Origin of the sequence: Xanthomonas sontii (genome assembly GCF_040529055.1) — a bacterium.
In the GTDB taxonomy this organism is placed as follows: Bacteria; Pseudomonadota; Gammaproteobacteria; order Xanthomonadales; family Xanthomonadaceae; genus Xanthomonas_A; species Xanthomonas_A sontii.
Genome location: NZ_CP132342.1, coordinates 546084 through 562270 on the forward strand (window position 1 = coordinate 546084; position 16187 = coordinate 562270).

The window sequence follows — 16187 nt, forward strand, 5'->3', positions numbered from 1 at the left end:
CGGCCGCCGCGGCGGGCGGCCGCCGTCAGTGGTGGTAGCCGGTGTCGGCGGTGATCTTGCCGCGGAACACCCGGTACGACCACGCGGTGTAGCCCAGGATCACCGGCAACAGCATCGCCAGCCCGGCCAGCACGAAGCCCTGCGAGGACGGCGGCGAGGCCGCTTCCCAGATGGTCAGCCCGGGCGGCACGATGTTCGGCCAGATGCCCAGCACCAGGCCGAAGAAACCGAGCACGAAGAAGCACAGGGTCAGCACGAACGGACGCGCATCGCGGCCCTGCGCCATCGCCGCCCGCCACAGCGCCAGCGCGTTGACCAGCACCAGCAGCGGCACCGGCGACAGCCACCAGAAATTCCCGTCGTGGAACCAGCGCGCCATGATCCGCGAGTCCAGGAACGGCAGCCAGGCGCTGACCAGGCCCATGAACACCACCACCACCAGTACCAGCGGCCGGGTCAGGGTGCGGGCGATGCGCTGCATCGCGCCCTCGGTCTTGAGGATCAGCCAGCTGCCGCCGAGCAACGCATAGCCGAACACCACCGCCGCGCCGGTGAGCATCGAGAACGGGCTGAACCAGCCCAGCACCCCGCCCAGATACTTGCCGTCCTGCAGCGGCATGCCTTCCACCAGCGCGCCCAGGATCACGCCCTGCCAGAACGCCGCGCACAGCGAGCCCAGCGCGAACGCCCAGCCCCACAGGTACTTGGAACTGCGCGCCTTGAAGCGGAACTCGAAGGCCACGCCGCGGAACACCAGCGCGATCAGCATCAGCAGCACCGGCAGGTACAGCGCCGACAGCACGATCGCGTAGGCCTTGGGGAAGGCCGCCAGCAGACCGGCGCCGCCGAGCACCAGCCAGGTCTCGTTGCCGTCCCAGATCGGCGCGGCGGTGTTCATCATCAGATCGAGCTGGTCCTCGTCCTCGGCGAACGGCGCCAGGATGCCGAGGCCGAGCACGAAGCCGTCCAGCAGCACGTACATCAGCACGCCGAAGCCGATCACGCCGAACCAGATCACCGGCAATACGGTCGCCATGTCCATCAGCGGGTCTCCTCGATGTCGTCGTCGGCCGCCGACAGCGGTCGCGCCGGGGTCTTGTCGCCTTCCTGCATGCGCGGCGCCGGCTCGTGCGGCAGCGGCCCGTGGCGCAGCATGCGCAGGATGTACCAACTGCCGAAGCCGAACACCAGCGCGTAGGCGAGCACGTACACGCTCAGCGAGATCCACACCATCGCCGGGCTGAGCGTCGGGCTGACCGCATCGCGCGTATGCAGCAGGCCATAGATCACGTAGGGCTGGCGCCCGATCTCGGTGACGAACCAGCCGGCGACCAGGGCCACGAACCCGGCCGGCAGCATCGCGTTCCACGCCAGGTGCAGCGCGCGCCGGCGCAGCAAGGTGCCGCGCCACCAGAAGAACAGCGACACCAGCGCCAGCAGCAGCATCGCCATGCCCAGCCCGACCATCACCCGGAACGCGTAGAACACCGGCTTCACCGGCGGCCGCTCGTCCCGCGGCACCGCGGTCAGCGGGGTGATCTCGCCATCCAACGTATGGGTGAGGATCACGCTGCCCAGGCGCGGGATGGTCACTTCGTAGTCATTGCGCTCGGCGGCCTCGTTGGGCACCGCAAACACCACCAACGGCACGCCCTGCCCCTTCGCCTCGCCGTGCCAGTGCCCCTCCATCGCCGCCACCTTGATCGGCTGGTGCTCGAGCGTATTCAGGCCATGCGCATCGCCGGCGGCGATCTGCAACGGCAGCGCGATCGAGGCGAACGCCACCGCCAGCTTGAGCATGCGCCCGGCTGCATCCAGGTGCTCGCCGCGGCGCAGGTACCAGCCGCTGACCCCGCCGATCACGAAACAGGTGGTGATGAATGCGGCCAGCACCATGTGCGTGAGCCGGTACGGGAACGAGGGATTGAAGATCACCTCGCGCCAGTTGGCCGGGTGGAACACGCCTTCGACCACCGCATAGCCGGCCGGCGTCTGCAGCCAGCTATTGGCCGACAGGATCCAGAACGTGGAGATCAGCGTGCCGATGGCGACCAGGCAGGTGGCCAGGAAGTGCAGCTTCTCCGGCACCTTGTGCCAACCGAACAGCATCACCCCGAGGAACGAGGCTTCCAGGAAGAACGCGGTCAGCACCTCGTAGCTGAGCAGCGGCCCGAGGATGTTGCCGGCGCGTTCGCTGAGCACCGCCCAGTTGGTGCCGAACTGGAAACTCATCACGATGCCGCTGACCACACCCATGCCGAAGGACACGGCGAAGATCTTCAGCCAGAAGAAGTACAGATCGCGCCACACCGTGTCGCGGGTGCGCATCCAGCGCCACTCCAGGAACGCCAGCCAGCTCGACAGGCCGATGGTGAAGGCCGGGAACAGCACGTGGAAACTGATGACGAATCCGAACTGGATGCGCGACAGCAGCAGGGCGTCCATGGGTAGCGCCTGAGGCAGCGGAAACGATGCCTATTGTTGGTGCGGCGCGGCGAAATGGGATGTGACGGTTTGTCGCAGGAGGACATACTCGGGTATCCAGGCCCCCCTACGCCGGGTGGGTATTTTTCCGGCACCTGGAGTTTCAGCGACAAAAGGGCTGATCAACGCGGCCCAAGGGAAATGACCTCCGCATGAGCCACGCTGACAACGCTCAGACCCGGTGTCCCCCGCGCCGGCTCCGGTGCGTTTCCAAGGACTTTCGACGATGACAGGCGAGTCAGACATCGCCGTTTTCGGCTCCATTACAGGTTCAACAACGCAAACGGCAGTGGCACTCGCACCGCGTGCGCTAACTGCTTCACAATTACCCGTCCGTGCTCGCCTTTACTTCAAATAAATCTCGATAATACTGCACCCGTTGGCTTGCACATTGACCTTGCGCTTATTGAGCAGCGCGGCCATCGCGATGGCCAACATGCCTTTTCCTCCAGATTGTGCTTCATCGAAAGTCATGATCGGCGCCGAGGGAGATGCGGCCTTACACTCTTGAGGAAGGGCGCTAAACCAAACGAAATGACCCGTCCCCGATTGATAGGCGTTGATCTGTGTGATTTCGACATCATTCAACCACTCGTTGGCGAACGACGGACCAGAAAAACACAGCAGAAACAGCAATGCCATCCACTTCATCTTCATTTATTCCCCCTTTGATGTTGGATTTTTGATTTGCACGAAAAATATAAAACATCAACATCTAAATTTACAGATTCCCCCGATGGCCACATCAGGCGACGCGATCACCAAATTCCTTACCTGAGCCTGAAGGAAAATCGCAATCAGATTGAAACGCCCAAACCTTCTTGAAGACCAAGTATTTTGAGCGCCCCGCCTTTGCCTGCCCCGTGCGCCATGCTCCCATGACCAACGGGGCAATCGCCACCACCCTGGCGGCTGCTACGCTTGCGGTTTGCCGTTCGCCCGGAATCCCAGATGCGTCGTCTCGCCCTGAGCGCTGTTGTGTTGCTGTCCCTGTCCTGCCTGCCGCCGCTGGCCGCGGCCCAGGAGGCCGCCGCCCCGCTGACCATCGAGCAGGCCATGGCCGATCCGGACTGGATCGGGCCGCCGGTCGAGGATGCGTGGTGGGCCTGGGACGGGCGCCAAGTGCAGTACCAGCTCAAGCGCACCGGCAGCCCGGTGCGCGACACCTACCGCCAGGGCGTCGACGGCGGCGCCGCGCAGCGGGTCGAGGACGCCCAGCGCAGCACCCTGGACGCGGCCAACCCGGTCTACGACGCACGCCGCCAGCGCATGCTGTTCGTGCGCAACGGCGACGTATTCCTGCGCGACCTGCGCAGCGGCGCGCTGACCCAGCTGACCCGCAGCAACCAGGCTGCCGCGCGGCCGCAGTTCACCACCGATGGCGGCGCGCTGTGGCGGGTCGGCAACGACTGGTACCGCTGGAGCCCCGGCGGCGGCGTGCAGCAGGCCGCGGTGCTCAAGGCCGAGCGCGATCCCGATGCCGCGCCCAAGCCCGACGTGCTGCGCGACCAGCAGCTGCGCACCCTGGAAACCCTTGCCCGCGACCGCGCCCAGCGCGAGCTGCTGCGCCAGCAGGAGCAAGCCTGGCGCCGCGCCGACAGCAGCCGCGCGCCGGCACCGGTGTACCTGGGCGACGACGTGGTGGTCGACGACAGTGCGCTGTCGCCGGACGGCCGCCACCTGCTGGTCGTCACCCATGCCAAGGGCGCCGAGGAAGGCCGCGACAGCAAGATGCCCAAGTACGTGACCGAATCCGGCTACGCCGAGTTCCAGGAAGCGCGCACCCTGGTCGGGCGCAATTCGCCGGTGGCGCAGACCCTGTGGCTGGTCGATGCGGTGGCCGGTAGCGCGCGCAAGCTCGACCTGTCGGTGCTGCCCGGCATCGGCACCGATCCGCTGGCGGCGCTGCGCAAGGCCGCCAAGCAGGAGCCGCTGCACGGCCCGCGCGCGGTGCGCGTGGAAACCGACGGCGACGGCAGCGGCGCCTCCATGCACTGGAGCGAGGACGGCCGCAACGTCGCCGTGCTGCTGCGCGCGGTGGACAACAAGGACCGCTGGATCGCCAGCGTCGACTTGGACAAGGCGGTGCTGCAGCCGCGCCACCGCCTGACCGATCCGGCCTGGATCAACTGGAGCTTCAACGACTTCGGCTGGATGCCGGACAACCAGACGCTGTGGCTGCTGTCCGAGCAGTCCGGCTATTCGCACCTGTACACCCAGCGCGGCACCGAGAAGCCGCGCCAGCGCACCTCCGGCAAGTGGGAAGTGTCCGCGCCGGTGGTCAGCGCCGACGGCCAGGGCTTCCTGTTCCTGTGCAACCGCAAGTGGCCGGGCGACTACGAGGTGTGCAAGCTCGACCTGCGCAACGATAGCGTCGCCGAACTGACCTCGCTGGACGGCGTGGAGGACTTCGCGCTGTCGCCGGACGGCCAGCAGCTGCTGGTGCACTACTCCGGCCCGTACCTGCCGCCGCAACTGGCGGTGCTGCCGGCCGCCGGCGGCAACGCGCGCGTGCTCACCGATACCCGCAGCGCCGCGTTCAAGGCGCGCCAGTGGGTACAGCCGCAGTTCGTGCAGGTGCCGTCCAAGCACGGCGCCGGCACCGTCTGGGGCAAGTACTACGGTCCGGCGCAGCCGGAGCCGGGCAAGCGCTATCCGGTGGTGATGTTCGTGCACGGCGCCGGCTACCTGCAGAACGTGTCGGCGCGCTACACCCCGTACTTCCGCGAGCAGATGTTCCACAACCTGCTGGTGCAGAAGGGCTACATCGTGCTGGACCTGGACTACCGCGCCAGCGCCGGCTACGGCCGCGACTGGCGCACCGCGATCTACCGCGACATGGGCCATCCGGAGCTGGAGGACTACCTGGACGGCCTGGACTGGCTGGTCGACAGCAAGCAGGGCGACCGCAGCCGCGCCGGCATCTACGGCGGTTCCTACGGCGGCTTCATGACCTACATGGCGCTGTTCCGCAGCCCCGGCACGTTCAAGGCCGGCGCCGCGCTGCGCCCGGTCGCCGACTGGAGCCAGTACAACCACGAGTACACCTCCAACATCCTCAACACCCCGGACCTGGACCCGGAGGCCTACCGCACCTCCTCGCCGATCGAATACGCCAGCGGCCTGCGCGACCACCTGCTGATCGCCCACGGCATGGTCGACGACAACGTGTTCTTCAAGGACTCGGTCGACATGACCCAGAAGCTGATCGAGCTGCACAAGGACAACTGGGAGATCGCGCCGTACCCGCTGGAGAAGCACGGCTTCACCCGCGCCGATTCCTGGCTGGACGAGTACAAGCGCATCCTCAAGCTGTTCGAACGCGAGCTGCGCTGAGCCGGCCGCATACCGAGGCGCCTGCCGTCGACGTGCGGCAGGCGCAGCGCCCGCGGGGCGCCTTCGGGACAGCGCCAACCACCGGTGTCCGTCACGCATCGCGCCGTTCCGCAGGAGTCAACGGTCATGCATCCGCGACGCGCGAGGTGGTGAGCCTTCCGATGGCGCAATGCGTCGGGACTGAAGTCCCTCCCACAGTGCACCCGGCGGGCTCGCCGCAAGCCCCTGTGGGAGCGACTTCAGTCGCGACGAGGCTTTCCCGGCAAGGCGCGTCGCGGCTGCAGCCGCTGCTACGCGAGCGCCCGCAGCTAGGCCGTCCGGACGCAGACGGCATCGGCACGACCTTGGCGTAGCCCCGCTCCTGGCGACACCGCCTCGGCAGCACCCTGACCAGAGGCCGCGCACCGGCATAGGCGCCCCCCCCCTCGCGCGCCACGCCGGCTTGCGCCCTGCTCCGCCATCCCTATCCTTGCCGGACTGCCGCCGGTGCGGCGCCGCCAGCGCCGCCCCGCCCCGAAGGACCGCCGATGCCGCCTCCGCCGCTGCCCCGCACTGCCGCCCGCAACCAGAATATCGATGCGATGGCCAAGCTCTCGCTGCTGATCGGGGTGCTGTCGCTGCTGTACTCGCTGGGCCAGGCGCTGTTGCTGCTGACGCTGCCGGACGGGGCGATCGAGGGCATGCTGCGCGAGGCCGGACTGCCGTTGCCGCCGCTGCTGCAGTGGTGCGTCGCCCATGCACTGGCGCTGTCCTGGCTGTCGGCGCTGCTGTCGGCGGGCCTGTGCGCGGCGTCGTGGGCGCTGCTGCAGCGGCGCGACTGGGCGCGGCGGGCGTTCATCGTGTTCCTGGTGGTCACCGCCGCTGCCAACTTCGCGGTGCTGCCGCTGCTGTGGCAACTGTTCGATCTGCTGCAGGTCTGGGCGCCGCAGCACGCCTTCGACCCGCAACAGCTCCAGCACGACCTGGCGCTGGGCCGGATCACGCTCATGGTCAGCGGCGCGCTGACCGCGCTGGTCTTCGCCGGCCTGCACGGCTGGCTGGTCTACCAGCTGTGCCGCCCCGCGCTGCGCGCCGAGTTTCGCCGCTGACGCATGCCGACCGGCCCGCGCAGTCCGGGCAGCCCGCCGCAGACGCCTGACACAGCCAGCTTCTAGAATGGCGGCATGCATACCTTCGACCGCGTTCGCGACTATCTCACTGGCCTGCAAGACCGCATCTGTGCGGCGGTCGAGGCCGCCGACGGCCAGGCCCGTTTCGCCGAAGACCTGTGGCAGCGCGCGGAGGGCGGCGGCGGCCGCACCCGCATCCTGCGCGACGGCGCGCTGTTCGAGCAGGCCGGCATCGGCTTCTCCGACGTCGCCGGCACCCGCCTGCCGCCCTCGGCCAGCGCCAACCGCCCGGAACTGGCCGGCGCCTCGTGGCGCGCGGTCGGGGTGTCGCTGGTGTTCCACCCGCTCAGCCCGTACATCCCCACCACCCACGCCAACGTGCGCTACTTCGAGGCGCAGCGCGACGGCGCCACCGTGGCCTGGTGGTTCGGCGGCGGCTTCGACCTGACCCCGTACTACCCGTTCGACGAGGACGCCCGCCACTGGCACCAGACCGCGCACGACCTGTGCGCGCCGTTCGGCGAAGACCGCTATCCGGCGCACAAGCGCTGGTGCGACGAGTACTTCTTCCTCAAGCACCGCAACGAGACCCGCGGCGTCGGCGGCCTGTTCTTCGACGACCTGCATGCCGATTTCGAGCGCGACTTCGCCTACCAGCGCGCGGTCGGCGACGGCTTCCTCGACGCCTACCTGCCGATCGTGGAACGCCGCCGCGGCCTGCCCTGGGGCGAGCGCGAGCGCGAGTTCCAGCTGTACCGGCGCGGCCGCTACGTCGAGTTCAACCTGGTCTACGACCGCGGCACCCTGTTCGGCCTGCAGAGCGGCGGCCGCAGCGAGAGCATCCTGATGAGCCTGCCGCCGCGGGTGCGCTGGGAGTACGGCTTCCAGCCCGAACCGGGCAGCGCCGAGGCGCGCCTGGCCGAGTACCTGGTGCCGCGCGAATGGCTGGCATGAGCGCGCCGGCACGTACCGCCGTGCTGGGCCGCGAGGACAAGCGCGCCATCGCCGAACAGTTGCAGGCCTACCTGCGCACCGAGCTGCAGCAGCAGATCGGTGCGTTCGAGGCCGAATTCCTGCTCGACTTCGTCGCCGAGCGCATCGGCGCGCATTACTACAACCGCGGCCTGGACGATGCCCGCGCGCTGCTGGCCACGCAGCTGGACACCCTGGACGACGCGCTCTACCAACTGCAACAGCCCACCGACGCGCGCCGCTGAGCCGGGTCGCGCGCGCCGCAGCGCGGCATCACGAACGTGCGGGCATAAAAAAGCCCCGCGGACCAGGGGGAGGTCGGCGGGGCCAGGGAACGGAGACTTGGGGAGGAGTCGCCGTTCCTGGATCTGCTCCAGGGGATGGGAGGAGATCCGCGACAGGTATTGCGCCTGTCGAGGGATATAAGAACATTCCCCACCTTGCTCGTTCGTGAAGATTTAAGTTAAAAATTTGTCAGATTAAGGACGGATTCATTCCCGAAAATCCGTGCAAATAAACCGCGTCAAAATTCCGTTCAATCAAAGCGATCCTGCACGTCCCGGGGTGTGACGCCAGTAGGAATTTTGCGGCTTGTCGCGCCCGACGGGGTCAAAAAACCAACGCGAATGGGAAAGCGAAAATCGCGGGCGGGATAATCCTTCGGAAAACCCGCTGCGATATCCGGCGTGCATGCGCATGCGATGTCTACGCAAGACACCGCAGCGCCAGGTCGGGTCCCGGGTGCATGCCCGGAACCCGGGCACTCAATGCGCCTCGTCCCAGTTGTCGCCCACCCCGCTGTCCACCACCAGCGGCACCTTCAGCTCCGCCGCGGCGGACATCCGCCCGGTCACTTCCGGCAGCAAGGTGTCGACGAAGTCGGCATCGGCTTCGAACACCAGTTCGTCGTGCACCTGCAGGATCATCAACGCGCGGTCGCGGTGGTCCTGCAGCCAGGCGTCCACGCCGACCATGGCGCGCTTGATGATGTCGGCGGCGGTGCCCTGCATCGGCGCGTTGATCGCCGCGCGCTCGGCACCGGAGCGCAGGCCCTGCTGGCGGGCGTTGATGTCGTTCAGGTACAGGCGGCGGCCGAACAGGGTCTCCACGTAGCCCTGGGTGCGCGCCTGCTCGCGCATGCGCTCCATGAAGTCGCGCACGCCCGGGTAGCGGCTGAAGTACAGCGCCACGTAGTCCTGCGCCTCGCCGCGGCCGATGCCCAGGTTGCGGGCCAGGCCGAACGCGCTCATGCCGTACATCAGGCCGAAGTTGATCGCCTTGGCGGCGCGACGCTCGTTGCCGGTGACCTCTTCGAGCTTGCGCCCGAACACCTCGGCGGCGGTGGCGCGGTGCACGTCCACGCCGCTGCCGAAGGCGCGCAGCAGGCCCGGGTCCTCGGACAGGTGGGCCATGATCCGCAGCTCGATCTGCGAGTAGTCGCAGGCGATCAGCTTGCGCCCAGGCGGGGCGACGAAGGCGCGGCGGATGCGGCGGCCATCGTCGGTACGGATGGGGATGTTCTGCAGGTTGGGATCGGAGGAGGACAGCCGCCCGGTGGCGGCGCCGGCCTGGTGGTAGCTGGTGTGCACGCGACCGGTGTCGGGGTTGACCATCTCCGGCAGCTTGTCGGTGTAGGTGCTGCGCAGCTTGGCCAGGCCGCGGTACTCCAGGATCACCCGCGGCAGCTCGTGCTGGTCGGCGATCGCCTCCAGCGCCTCCTCGTTGGTGCTGGGCTGGCCCTTGGGGGTCTTCAGCACCGCCGGCAGCTTCAGCTCGTCGAACAGCACGGCCTGCAGTTGCTTGGGCGAGTCCATGTTGAAGCTGCGCCCGGCCAGCGCGGTGGCCTTCTGCTGCGCGGCCAGCATGCGCTGGCTCAGGTCCTGGCTCTGCTTGCGCAGCTCGGCGATGTCCACGCACACGCCGTTGGCCTCGACCCGCGCCAGCACCGGCACCAGCGGCATCTCGATCTCGCGGTAGACCCGCGCCAGCGCCGGCTCGGCGTCCAGTTGCGCCGACAGCGTGCGGTGCAGGCGCAAGGTGATGTCGGCGTCCTCGGCGGCGTAGCCGGTGGCGTCGTCGATGGCCACCTGCGAGAACGCGATCTGCTTGGCGCCCTTGCCAGCCACGTCCTCGTACTTGACCGTGTCATAGCCCAGGTAGCGCCGGGCCAGCGAGTCCATGTCGTGGCGGCTGGCGGTGGAGTTGAGCACGAAGCTCTCGAGCATGGTGTCGTCGGCGTAGCCGCGCACCTCCACGCCGTGGCGGCGCAGCACGTGCAGGTCGTACTTGCCGTGCTGGCCGACCTTGGCCTTGGCCGGGTCCTCCAGCAGCGGCTTGAGCATCTCCAGCGCCAGCGCGCGATCCAGTTGCACCGGCGCGCCGGGATAGTCGTGGCCCAGCGGCAGGTAGTCGGCGCGGCCCGGCTCGGTGGCGAAGCTGAGCCCGACCAGGTTGGCGCGCATCGCGTCCAGCGCGTCGGTCTCGGTATCGAAGGCGAAGCCGTCGGCGGCGCGCAGGCGCACCAGCAGTGCTTCGAATGCCTCGGGTGTGGTCACCGCGGTGTAGTCGCCCTTGGCGGCCAGTGCCGGGTCCAGCGCCGTATCGGCGGCCGGCACCGCGGCCCGGGCATAGCCGGCGGCGGTGCCGCGCAGGCTGGGCGTCGCCTCGCTGGCGGCCTCCGGCGCGGCCACGCCGCCGTCCAGATCACGCAGCGCCTGGGTGAAGCCGTAGCGCTGGTACAGGCCGCGCAGCTGCTCCGGCTCCTGTTCGCGCAGGCCCAGGGTGCGAGGGCCGCCGGGCAGCGCCACGTCGGTCTTGATGGTGACCAGTTCGCGATTCAGCGGCAGGCGCTGCAGCGCCGCGCGCAGGTTGTCGCCGATCTTGCCCTTGATGGAGTCGGCATGGGCGATCACCCCGTCCAGCGAGCCGTACTCGGCCAGCCACTTGGCCGCGGTCTTGGGGCCGCATTTCTCCACGCCCGGCACGTTGTCGATGGCGTCGCCCATCAGCGCCAGCAGGTCGACGATCTGGTGCGGCCAGACCCCGAACTTCTCCATCACCGCCGCATCCGAATCCATGCGGCTGCCGCTCATGGTGTTGACCAGTTGCACGCCGGGGCGCACCAGCTGGGCGAAATCCTTGTCGCCGGTGGAGATGGTGACGTCCAGGCCGTCGCCGGCGCCCTGCAGGGCCAGGGTGCCGATCACGTCGTCGGCCTCGACCCCGTCCTCGCGCAGGATGGTGATGCCCAGCGCATGTACGATCTGGCACATCGGCTCGACCTGCGCGCGCAGCTCGTCGGGCATCGGCGGCCGGTTGGCCTTGTACAGCGGATACAGGTCGTCGCGGAAGGTCTTGCCCGGCGCATCGACCACGAAGGCCACGTACTCGGGGCGCTCCTTGAGGGTGGCGCGCAACATGTTGACCACGCCGAACAGCGCGCCGGTGGGCTCGCCGGCGGCATTGGTCAGCGGCGGAAGCGCGTGGAACGCGCGATACAGGTAACTGGACCCGTCGATCAGGACTAATCGGCTCATCGGCCAATTCTACGCTGCGGCGTGAGGGCGACCCTGAAATGAATACCGCCCCAGGGCAGCGGTGCACGGGCGGTTAGCCCCTCTCCCACCGGGAGAGGGGTTGGGGTGAGGGTACGGCGCGAAGCGACGCGCCGACCTAAATCCACGAGGCTGCGCACGCACCCTCATCCGCCCCTGCGGGGCACCTTCTCCCGGAGGGAGAAGGAAAGGCGCGAGCCCCTCTCCCACCGGGAGAGGGGTTGGGGTGAGGGTGCGGCGCGCCATTCCCACACCGCATGCAGACACTCGGCGCATACTCTGCGCATGTCCTGCCCGTGGAGAACACCGCAATGAAAGCCCTGATCCTCGTTCCGCTGTTGCTGCTGGCAGGCTGCGCCTCGACCGGCCTCGGCCCGGACGGCGCGCCGATGGACGTGCGCGGCGCGGAAACGACCCAGCGCAAGATGGACAACGGCGATACCGTCGACGAGTACCGCGTGGGCGGCCAACTGCGCATGGTCAAGGTGACGCCGGCGCGCGGCCCGGCCTATTACCTGTACGACCGCAACGGCGACGGCCACATGGAGGTGGACGGCAGCAAGGACAATGTGTCGCCCGTGTACTGGAAGCTGTACAGCTGGTGATGGCGCGCCCGGCACGTCGCCCAACGGTGGCGGCGCGCGGGCGTGCTCGCGTCCCCGATCTGCCCAGACGGACGAATGCATGCACGTGCCGGATGCCGGCCCCCCGTCGCGGCGTTGCCTCCCGGCGCAGCCGCGTGACAGGCCGAAGCGTATCGGCAAAGCGATAGGTCGCTGCCGCCAGCGACCGGATGCCGGCCTCGAACGTGTTCCGCACCGCGCCGACCCCGGCGCGGGCCGGTCAGCGCCTCAGCGGATCACCAGCACCGGCACCTGGCTGTTGGCCAGCACTTCCGCGGTCTGGCTGCCGAGCAGGACCCGGCTCATGCCGCGGCGGCCGTGCGAGGTCATCACGATCAGATCGCTGTTGCAGGCCACGGCCATGTCGATGATGCCCTCGGCGGCGTAGCGGTCGAGCACGTGGCGACCGTGCGCGGTCACTCCGGTGGCCGCGGCGGCGGCCAGTGCTGGCGCCAGGATCTTCTGCGCGCCGGCTTCGCGGTCCTGGCGGTATTCGGGGCTGGCCTCGTAGCCCACGCTCCAGCCCATCGCGTCGTACATGCCCATTGCCCACGGCTCGGACACGGTGACGATATCCACGTCCGCGCCGAGCTCGGCGGCCAGCGCCAGCCCCTGCTGCAACCCCTTGGCGGACAACTCGGAACCATCGATGGCGATCAGGATGCGCTGGTACATGGGATGCTCCGGTGACGCCGCACACGGCGGCCTGGACAGCATTGCATACCCATTGCGCGGCAGCTGCCTTGACCCGGATCAAATTCAGTCGCTGTGCGGCTTCAGCGGGCGTGCCGGATTGCCGGCCACACGCGCACCGGCCGGCACGTCGCGGGTGACCACGCTGCCGGCGCCGATCACCGCGTCGTCGCCAATGACCACACCGGGCAGCACGATCGCGCCGCCGCCGATCCAGACGTTGCGCCCGATCGTCACCGGCCGCCCCAGTTCCAGCCCTTCGGCGCGCTGCGCGGCATCGCGCGGATGATCGGCGGCATAGAGCTGCACCGCCGGCCCGATCTGGGTGCCGGCGCCGATGTGCACCGGTGCCACGTCCAGGATCACGCAGTTGAAGTTGAGGAACACGTCCTCGCCGAGATGGATGTTGTAGCCGTAGTCGCAATGGAACGGCGGCCGCACCACCGCGCCGCGTGCCACCGAACCCAGTCCTTCGACCAGCAGCGCGTGCCGCCGCGCCGGTGGCTCGGCCAGCGCCGCGTTGTAGCGCTGCATCCAGGCACTGGCCGCGTCCTGCTCGGCCTGCAGTTGCGCGTCGTTGGGACGATACGCCTCGCCGGCCAGCATCTTCTCTTTCTCGCTTCGCATCCTTGCCCTCCCAGGCAGTGGTCGAACGGGAATGATCGCATCGCGCTGCGTCACGGCGCGTGTCCCTGGCGGTGACGCACAAGCCGCAGCCACGACGACGTCGTGACCAACAGACCACGTCGCATTCACCGTCCAGCAACGCCTACGCGTCCGATCATCGAACGCCCATGCCGGCACATTCCAGCCCGCGTGGGCTCTTCCCAGACAAAGGCGGTGCGCGATGTCCGAACATGTGGAAGCAGGCCAGATGGTGTTCGTCGCCGACGGCGAGGTCGGTGTGGGGGCGGTGCGCGAGGTGCGCAACGGCGGCGCCACGTTCGTCGTCAATATCGAGAACGGAGGCGATTTTGTGGTGCCGGCGAGCGCGGTGCGCGACGTGCATTTCGGCAAGGTGATCCTGGCGGTCGAGCACCTGCCGGCGCCGCTGCGCGAGGCGTTGCGGCACCCTCATGCCGCGGAACTGCCGACGTCGACCTATGCCGCCAGCGATCCGGGCGACGGCGCATTGAAGGACTGAGGCGGCACACTTTCCGGCTGCAACGCCGCAGCTGCGATGCATCCGGAGTCCAAGGGGTTGCGCGCTTGGCGGCCGTCCACAGCGGGCCAGCGCTGGACGACCGCCGCTGCCGCCAGACGCCAGAGGGACACCGCTGTCGCGCGGCCGTCCCGGGATCACAGCCCGGGCCCCGTGGCCCCCGAATGAACGGCATTGCCTGGCACCTGCGTGACCGGGCTGGGCAAGTGCGCCGGCGATGGCAGCAGGTGCTAACGTTCCGCGTTTCCGCACCCATCGCCCTCGGAGCCGCACATGTCCGCCACCGCTTTCCCCGCCTCCCGCCGCGCCCGCCGGGCGCTGGTCCTCGGCATCGGTCTTGCGCTCGCCAGCGCCGCGCAGGCGCAGGTGGTGCGCACACCGGACGTGCCGGCGCCGCAGGACACGCCCTACCCTGGCACCCTGACCCTGCAGGTGGACGCCGGCGACGTACGCCAGGGCATCTACCGGGTGCACGAGACCATCCCGGTCAGCGCCGGGCGGCTGACCCTGCAGTACCCACAATGGATCCCCGGCGACCATTCGCCGAGCGGGCCGGTGGCGATGCTGGCCGGCCTCACCCTCACCGCCAACGGCAAGCCGCTGCCGTGGCGCCGCGACACCTTCGACGTGTACAGCTTCCACGTCGACGTGCCGCAGGGCGTGAGCGCGATCGACGCCAGCTTCCAGTACCTGTCGCCGCGCGACGACGGCTTCGAGATGACCGACAAGATGCTGCAGCTGGAGTGGAACAAGGTGGCGCTGTACCCGGCCGGCCACGACACCCGCGGCATCACCGTGGCGCCGAGCGTGACCCTGCCGGCCGGCTGGGAGTTCGGCACCGCGCTGGAGACCGCCAGCCGCAACGGCGCCACCACCACCTTCAAGCCGGTGGACTTCACCACCCTGGTCGACTCGCCGATCTACGCCGGGCGCTACTTCAAGCGCGTGGACCTGACCCCGGCCGGCGGCGCGCCGGTGCACCTGGACGTGGTCGCCGACGCACCGCGGTTCCTGGACATCAGCGCCGAGCAGCTGCAGGCGCACCGCAACCTGCCGGTGCAGGCGATCAAGCTGTTCGGCTCGCACCACTACGCCCATTACGATTTCCTGTTCTCGCTGTCGGACGTGCTCGGCGGCAACGGCCTGGAACACCACCAGTCCAGCGAGAACGGACTGGCTGCCGACTACTTCAGCGCCTGGGACGAGAACGCGCCGGACCGCGACCTGCTCGCGCACGAGTACACGCACTCCTGGAACGGCAAGTTCCGGCGCCCGGCCGACCTGTGGACGCCGACCTTCAACGTGCCGATGGGCGACTCGCTGCTGTGGGTCTACGAGGGCCAGACCCAGTACTGGGGCTATGTGTTGACCGCGCGCGCCGGGATGTGGACGCCGCAGCAGTTCCGCGATGCGCTGGCGATGACCGCCGCCAACTACGATCGCAACCGCGCCGGCTTCCGCTGGCGCTCGCTGGAGGACACCACCAACGACCCCACCGCCGCGCATCGCGCGCCGCTGCCCTACCGCAGCTGGCAGATGAGCGAGGACTACTACAGCGGCGGGCAGATGGTGTGGCTGGCGGTGGACGCCAAGCTGCGCGCGATGAGCGGCGGGCGCAAGTCGCTGGACGACGTGGCCAAGGCGTTCTTCGGCATCGACGACGGCAGTTTCGCGGTCAAGACCTACACCTTCGACGACGTCATCGCCGCGCTCGACGGCGTGGTCCACTACGACTGGGCCGACTACATCAACCGGCGCGTGTACCAGGTAGACCCGCCGCTGCTGGAAGGCCTGCAGGCCAGCGGCTGGAAGCTGGTGTACACCGACCAGCCCAGCGCATTCGAGAAGCAGTACGACGGCCGCCACCAGTCGGCGCGGCACCGCTACAACTTCGCCTGGTCGATCGGCCTGGTGATGAACGACGACGCCAGCATCAACGACGTGCTGTGGGACGGCCCGGCGTTCAAGGCCGGGGTCAGCAGCGGCGCCACGGTGCTGGCGGTCAACGGCCAGGACTACTCGCGCGACACGCTCAAGCAGGCCATCGCCGACGCCAAGGGCGGCAGCGCGCCGATCGTGCTGACGCTCAAGTACCAGGGCGGCGTGCGCGACGTGCCGGTGAACTACCACGACGGCCTGCAGTATCCGCACCTGGTGCGGGTCGAGGGCACGCCGGACTACCTGAGCAAGATCATCGCCGCACGGCACTGAGCCGGCACCGCCGCCGCTGCCGACAGCGCAGCGGCGGCAGGTG

The 16187-nt window shown here is 68.7% G+C and carries 13 protein-coding genes; 7 read left to right on the top strand and 6 right to left on the bottom strand.

Going from position 1 to position 16187, the window contains the following annotated elements:
- Positions 1–25: 25 nt before the first annotated feature.
- The 3 genes from cydB to RAB70_RS02445 all read right to left on the bottom strand — a co-directional run bounded on the left by cydB (position 26) and on the right by RAB70_RS02445 (position 3141).
- Positions 26–1042, bottom strand: coding sequence for a cytochrome d ubiquinol oxidase subunit II (gene cydB, locus RAB70_RS02435; RefSeq protein ID WP_148827789.1), 1017 nt, complete (start codon positions 1040–1042; stop codon positions 26–28).
- On the bottom strand, positions 1042–2445 hold the full coding sequence (locus RAB70_RS02440; protein ID WP_148827790.1) for a cytochrome ubiquinol oxidase subunit I: 1404 nt from the start codon (positions 2443–2445) through the stop codon (positions 1042–1044). Before RAB70_RS02440 ends, cydB begins: the two co-directional genes overlap by 1 nt.
- A 384-nt stretch (positions 2446–2829) precedes the next feature.
- Positions 2830–3141 carry a hypothetical protein gene (locus tag RAB70_RS02445; RefSeq protein ID WP_148827791.1) on the bottom strand — a complete coding sequence of 104 codons (312 nt, stop codon included), beginning with the start codon at positions 3139–3141 and terminating at the stop codon, positions 2830–2832.
- 294 nt (positions 3142–3435) lie between these two features.
- Here RAB70_RS02445 and RAB70_RS02450 point away from each other — a divergent pair, with 294 nt between their 5' ends.
- The 4 genes from RAB70_RS02450 to RAB70_RS02465 all read left to right on the top strand — a co-directional run bounded on the left by RAB70_RS02450 (position 3436) and on the right by RAB70_RS02465 (position 8146).
- Entirely contained in the window at positions 3436–5820 is a 2385-nt protein-coding gene (locus RAB70_RS02450) for a S9 family peptidase (RefSeq protein ID WP_148827792.1), read from the top strand.
- Between the two features lie 527 nt (positions 5821–6347).
- Positions 6348–6908 carry a hypothetical protein gene (locus RAB70_RS02455; protein ID WP_148827793.1) on the top strand — a complete coding sequence of 187 codons (561 nt, stop codon included), beginning with the start codon at positions 6348–6350 and terminating at the stop codon, positions 6906–6908.
- 75 nt (positions 6909–6983) lie between these two features.
- Positions 6984–7883, top strand: a complete 900-nt coding sequence (gene hemF, locus RAB70_RS02460) for an oxygen-dependent coproporphyrinogen oxidase (RefSeq protein WP_017910342.1) — start codon at positions 6984–6986, stop codon at positions 7881–7883.
- On the top strand, positions 7880–8146 hold the full coding sequence (locus tag RAB70_RS02465) for a DUF2164 domain-containing protein (protein ID WP_148827794.1): 267 nt from the start codon (positions 7880–7882) through the stop codon (positions 8144–8146). Before hemF ends, RAB70_RS02465 begins: the two co-directional genes overlap by 4 nt.
- A 519-nt stretch (positions 8147–8665) precedes the next feature.
- Here the strand turns inward: RAB70_RS02465 and polA are convergent.
- Complete coding sequence (polA, locus tag RAB70_RS02470) at positions 8666–11437, bottom strand: DNA polymerase I (protein ID WP_148827795.1); 2772 nt, start codon at positions 11435–11437, stop codon at positions 8666–8668.
- Positions 11438–11766: 329 nt separating this feature from the next.
- Between polA and RAB70_RS02475 the strand changes: the two genes are divergently transcribed.
- Positions 11767–12060, top strand: a complete 294-nt coding sequence (locus RAB70_RS02475) for a DUF2782 domain-containing protein (protein ID WP_017910345.1) — start codon at positions 11767–11769, stop codon at positions 12058–12060.
- 246 nt (positions 12061–12306) lie between these two features.
- Here RAB70_RS02475 and RAB70_RS02480 read toward each other — a convergent pair whose 3' ends face one another.
- Together RAB70_RS02480 and RAB70_RS02485 are read right to left on the bottom strand one after the other, a co-directional pair.
- Positions 12307–12753 carry a universal stress protein gene (locus RAB70_RS02480; protein WP_148828883.1) on the bottom strand — a complete coding sequence of 149 codons (447 nt, stop codon included), beginning with the start codon at positions 12751–12753 and terminating at the stop codon, positions 12307–12309.
- Positions 12754–12837: 84 nt separating this feature from the next.
- A complete protein-coding gene (locus RAB70_RS02485; RefSeq protein WP_148828884.1) occupies positions 12838–13398 on the bottom strand; it encodes a sugar O-acetyltransferase in 561 nt (186 codons plus the stop codon).
- Positions 13399–13645: 247 nt separating this feature from the next.
- Between RAB70_RS02485 and RAB70_RS02490 the strand changes: the two genes are divergently transcribed.
- The gene (locus tag RAB70_RS02490; RefSeq protein WP_148828885.1) at positions 13646–13915 is read left to right on the top strand and encodes a hypothetical protein; all 270 of its coding nucleotides are present in this window, start codon (positions 13646–13648) and stop codon (positions 13913–13915) included.
- Positions 13916–14206: 291 nt separating this feature from the next.
- Positions 14207–16144, top strand: a complete 1938-nt coding sequence (locus RAB70_RS02495; RefSeq protein ID WP_148828886.1) for a M61 family metallopeptidase — start codon at positions 14207–14209, stop codon at positions 16142–16144.
- Positions 16145–16187 lie beyond the last annotated feature (43 nt).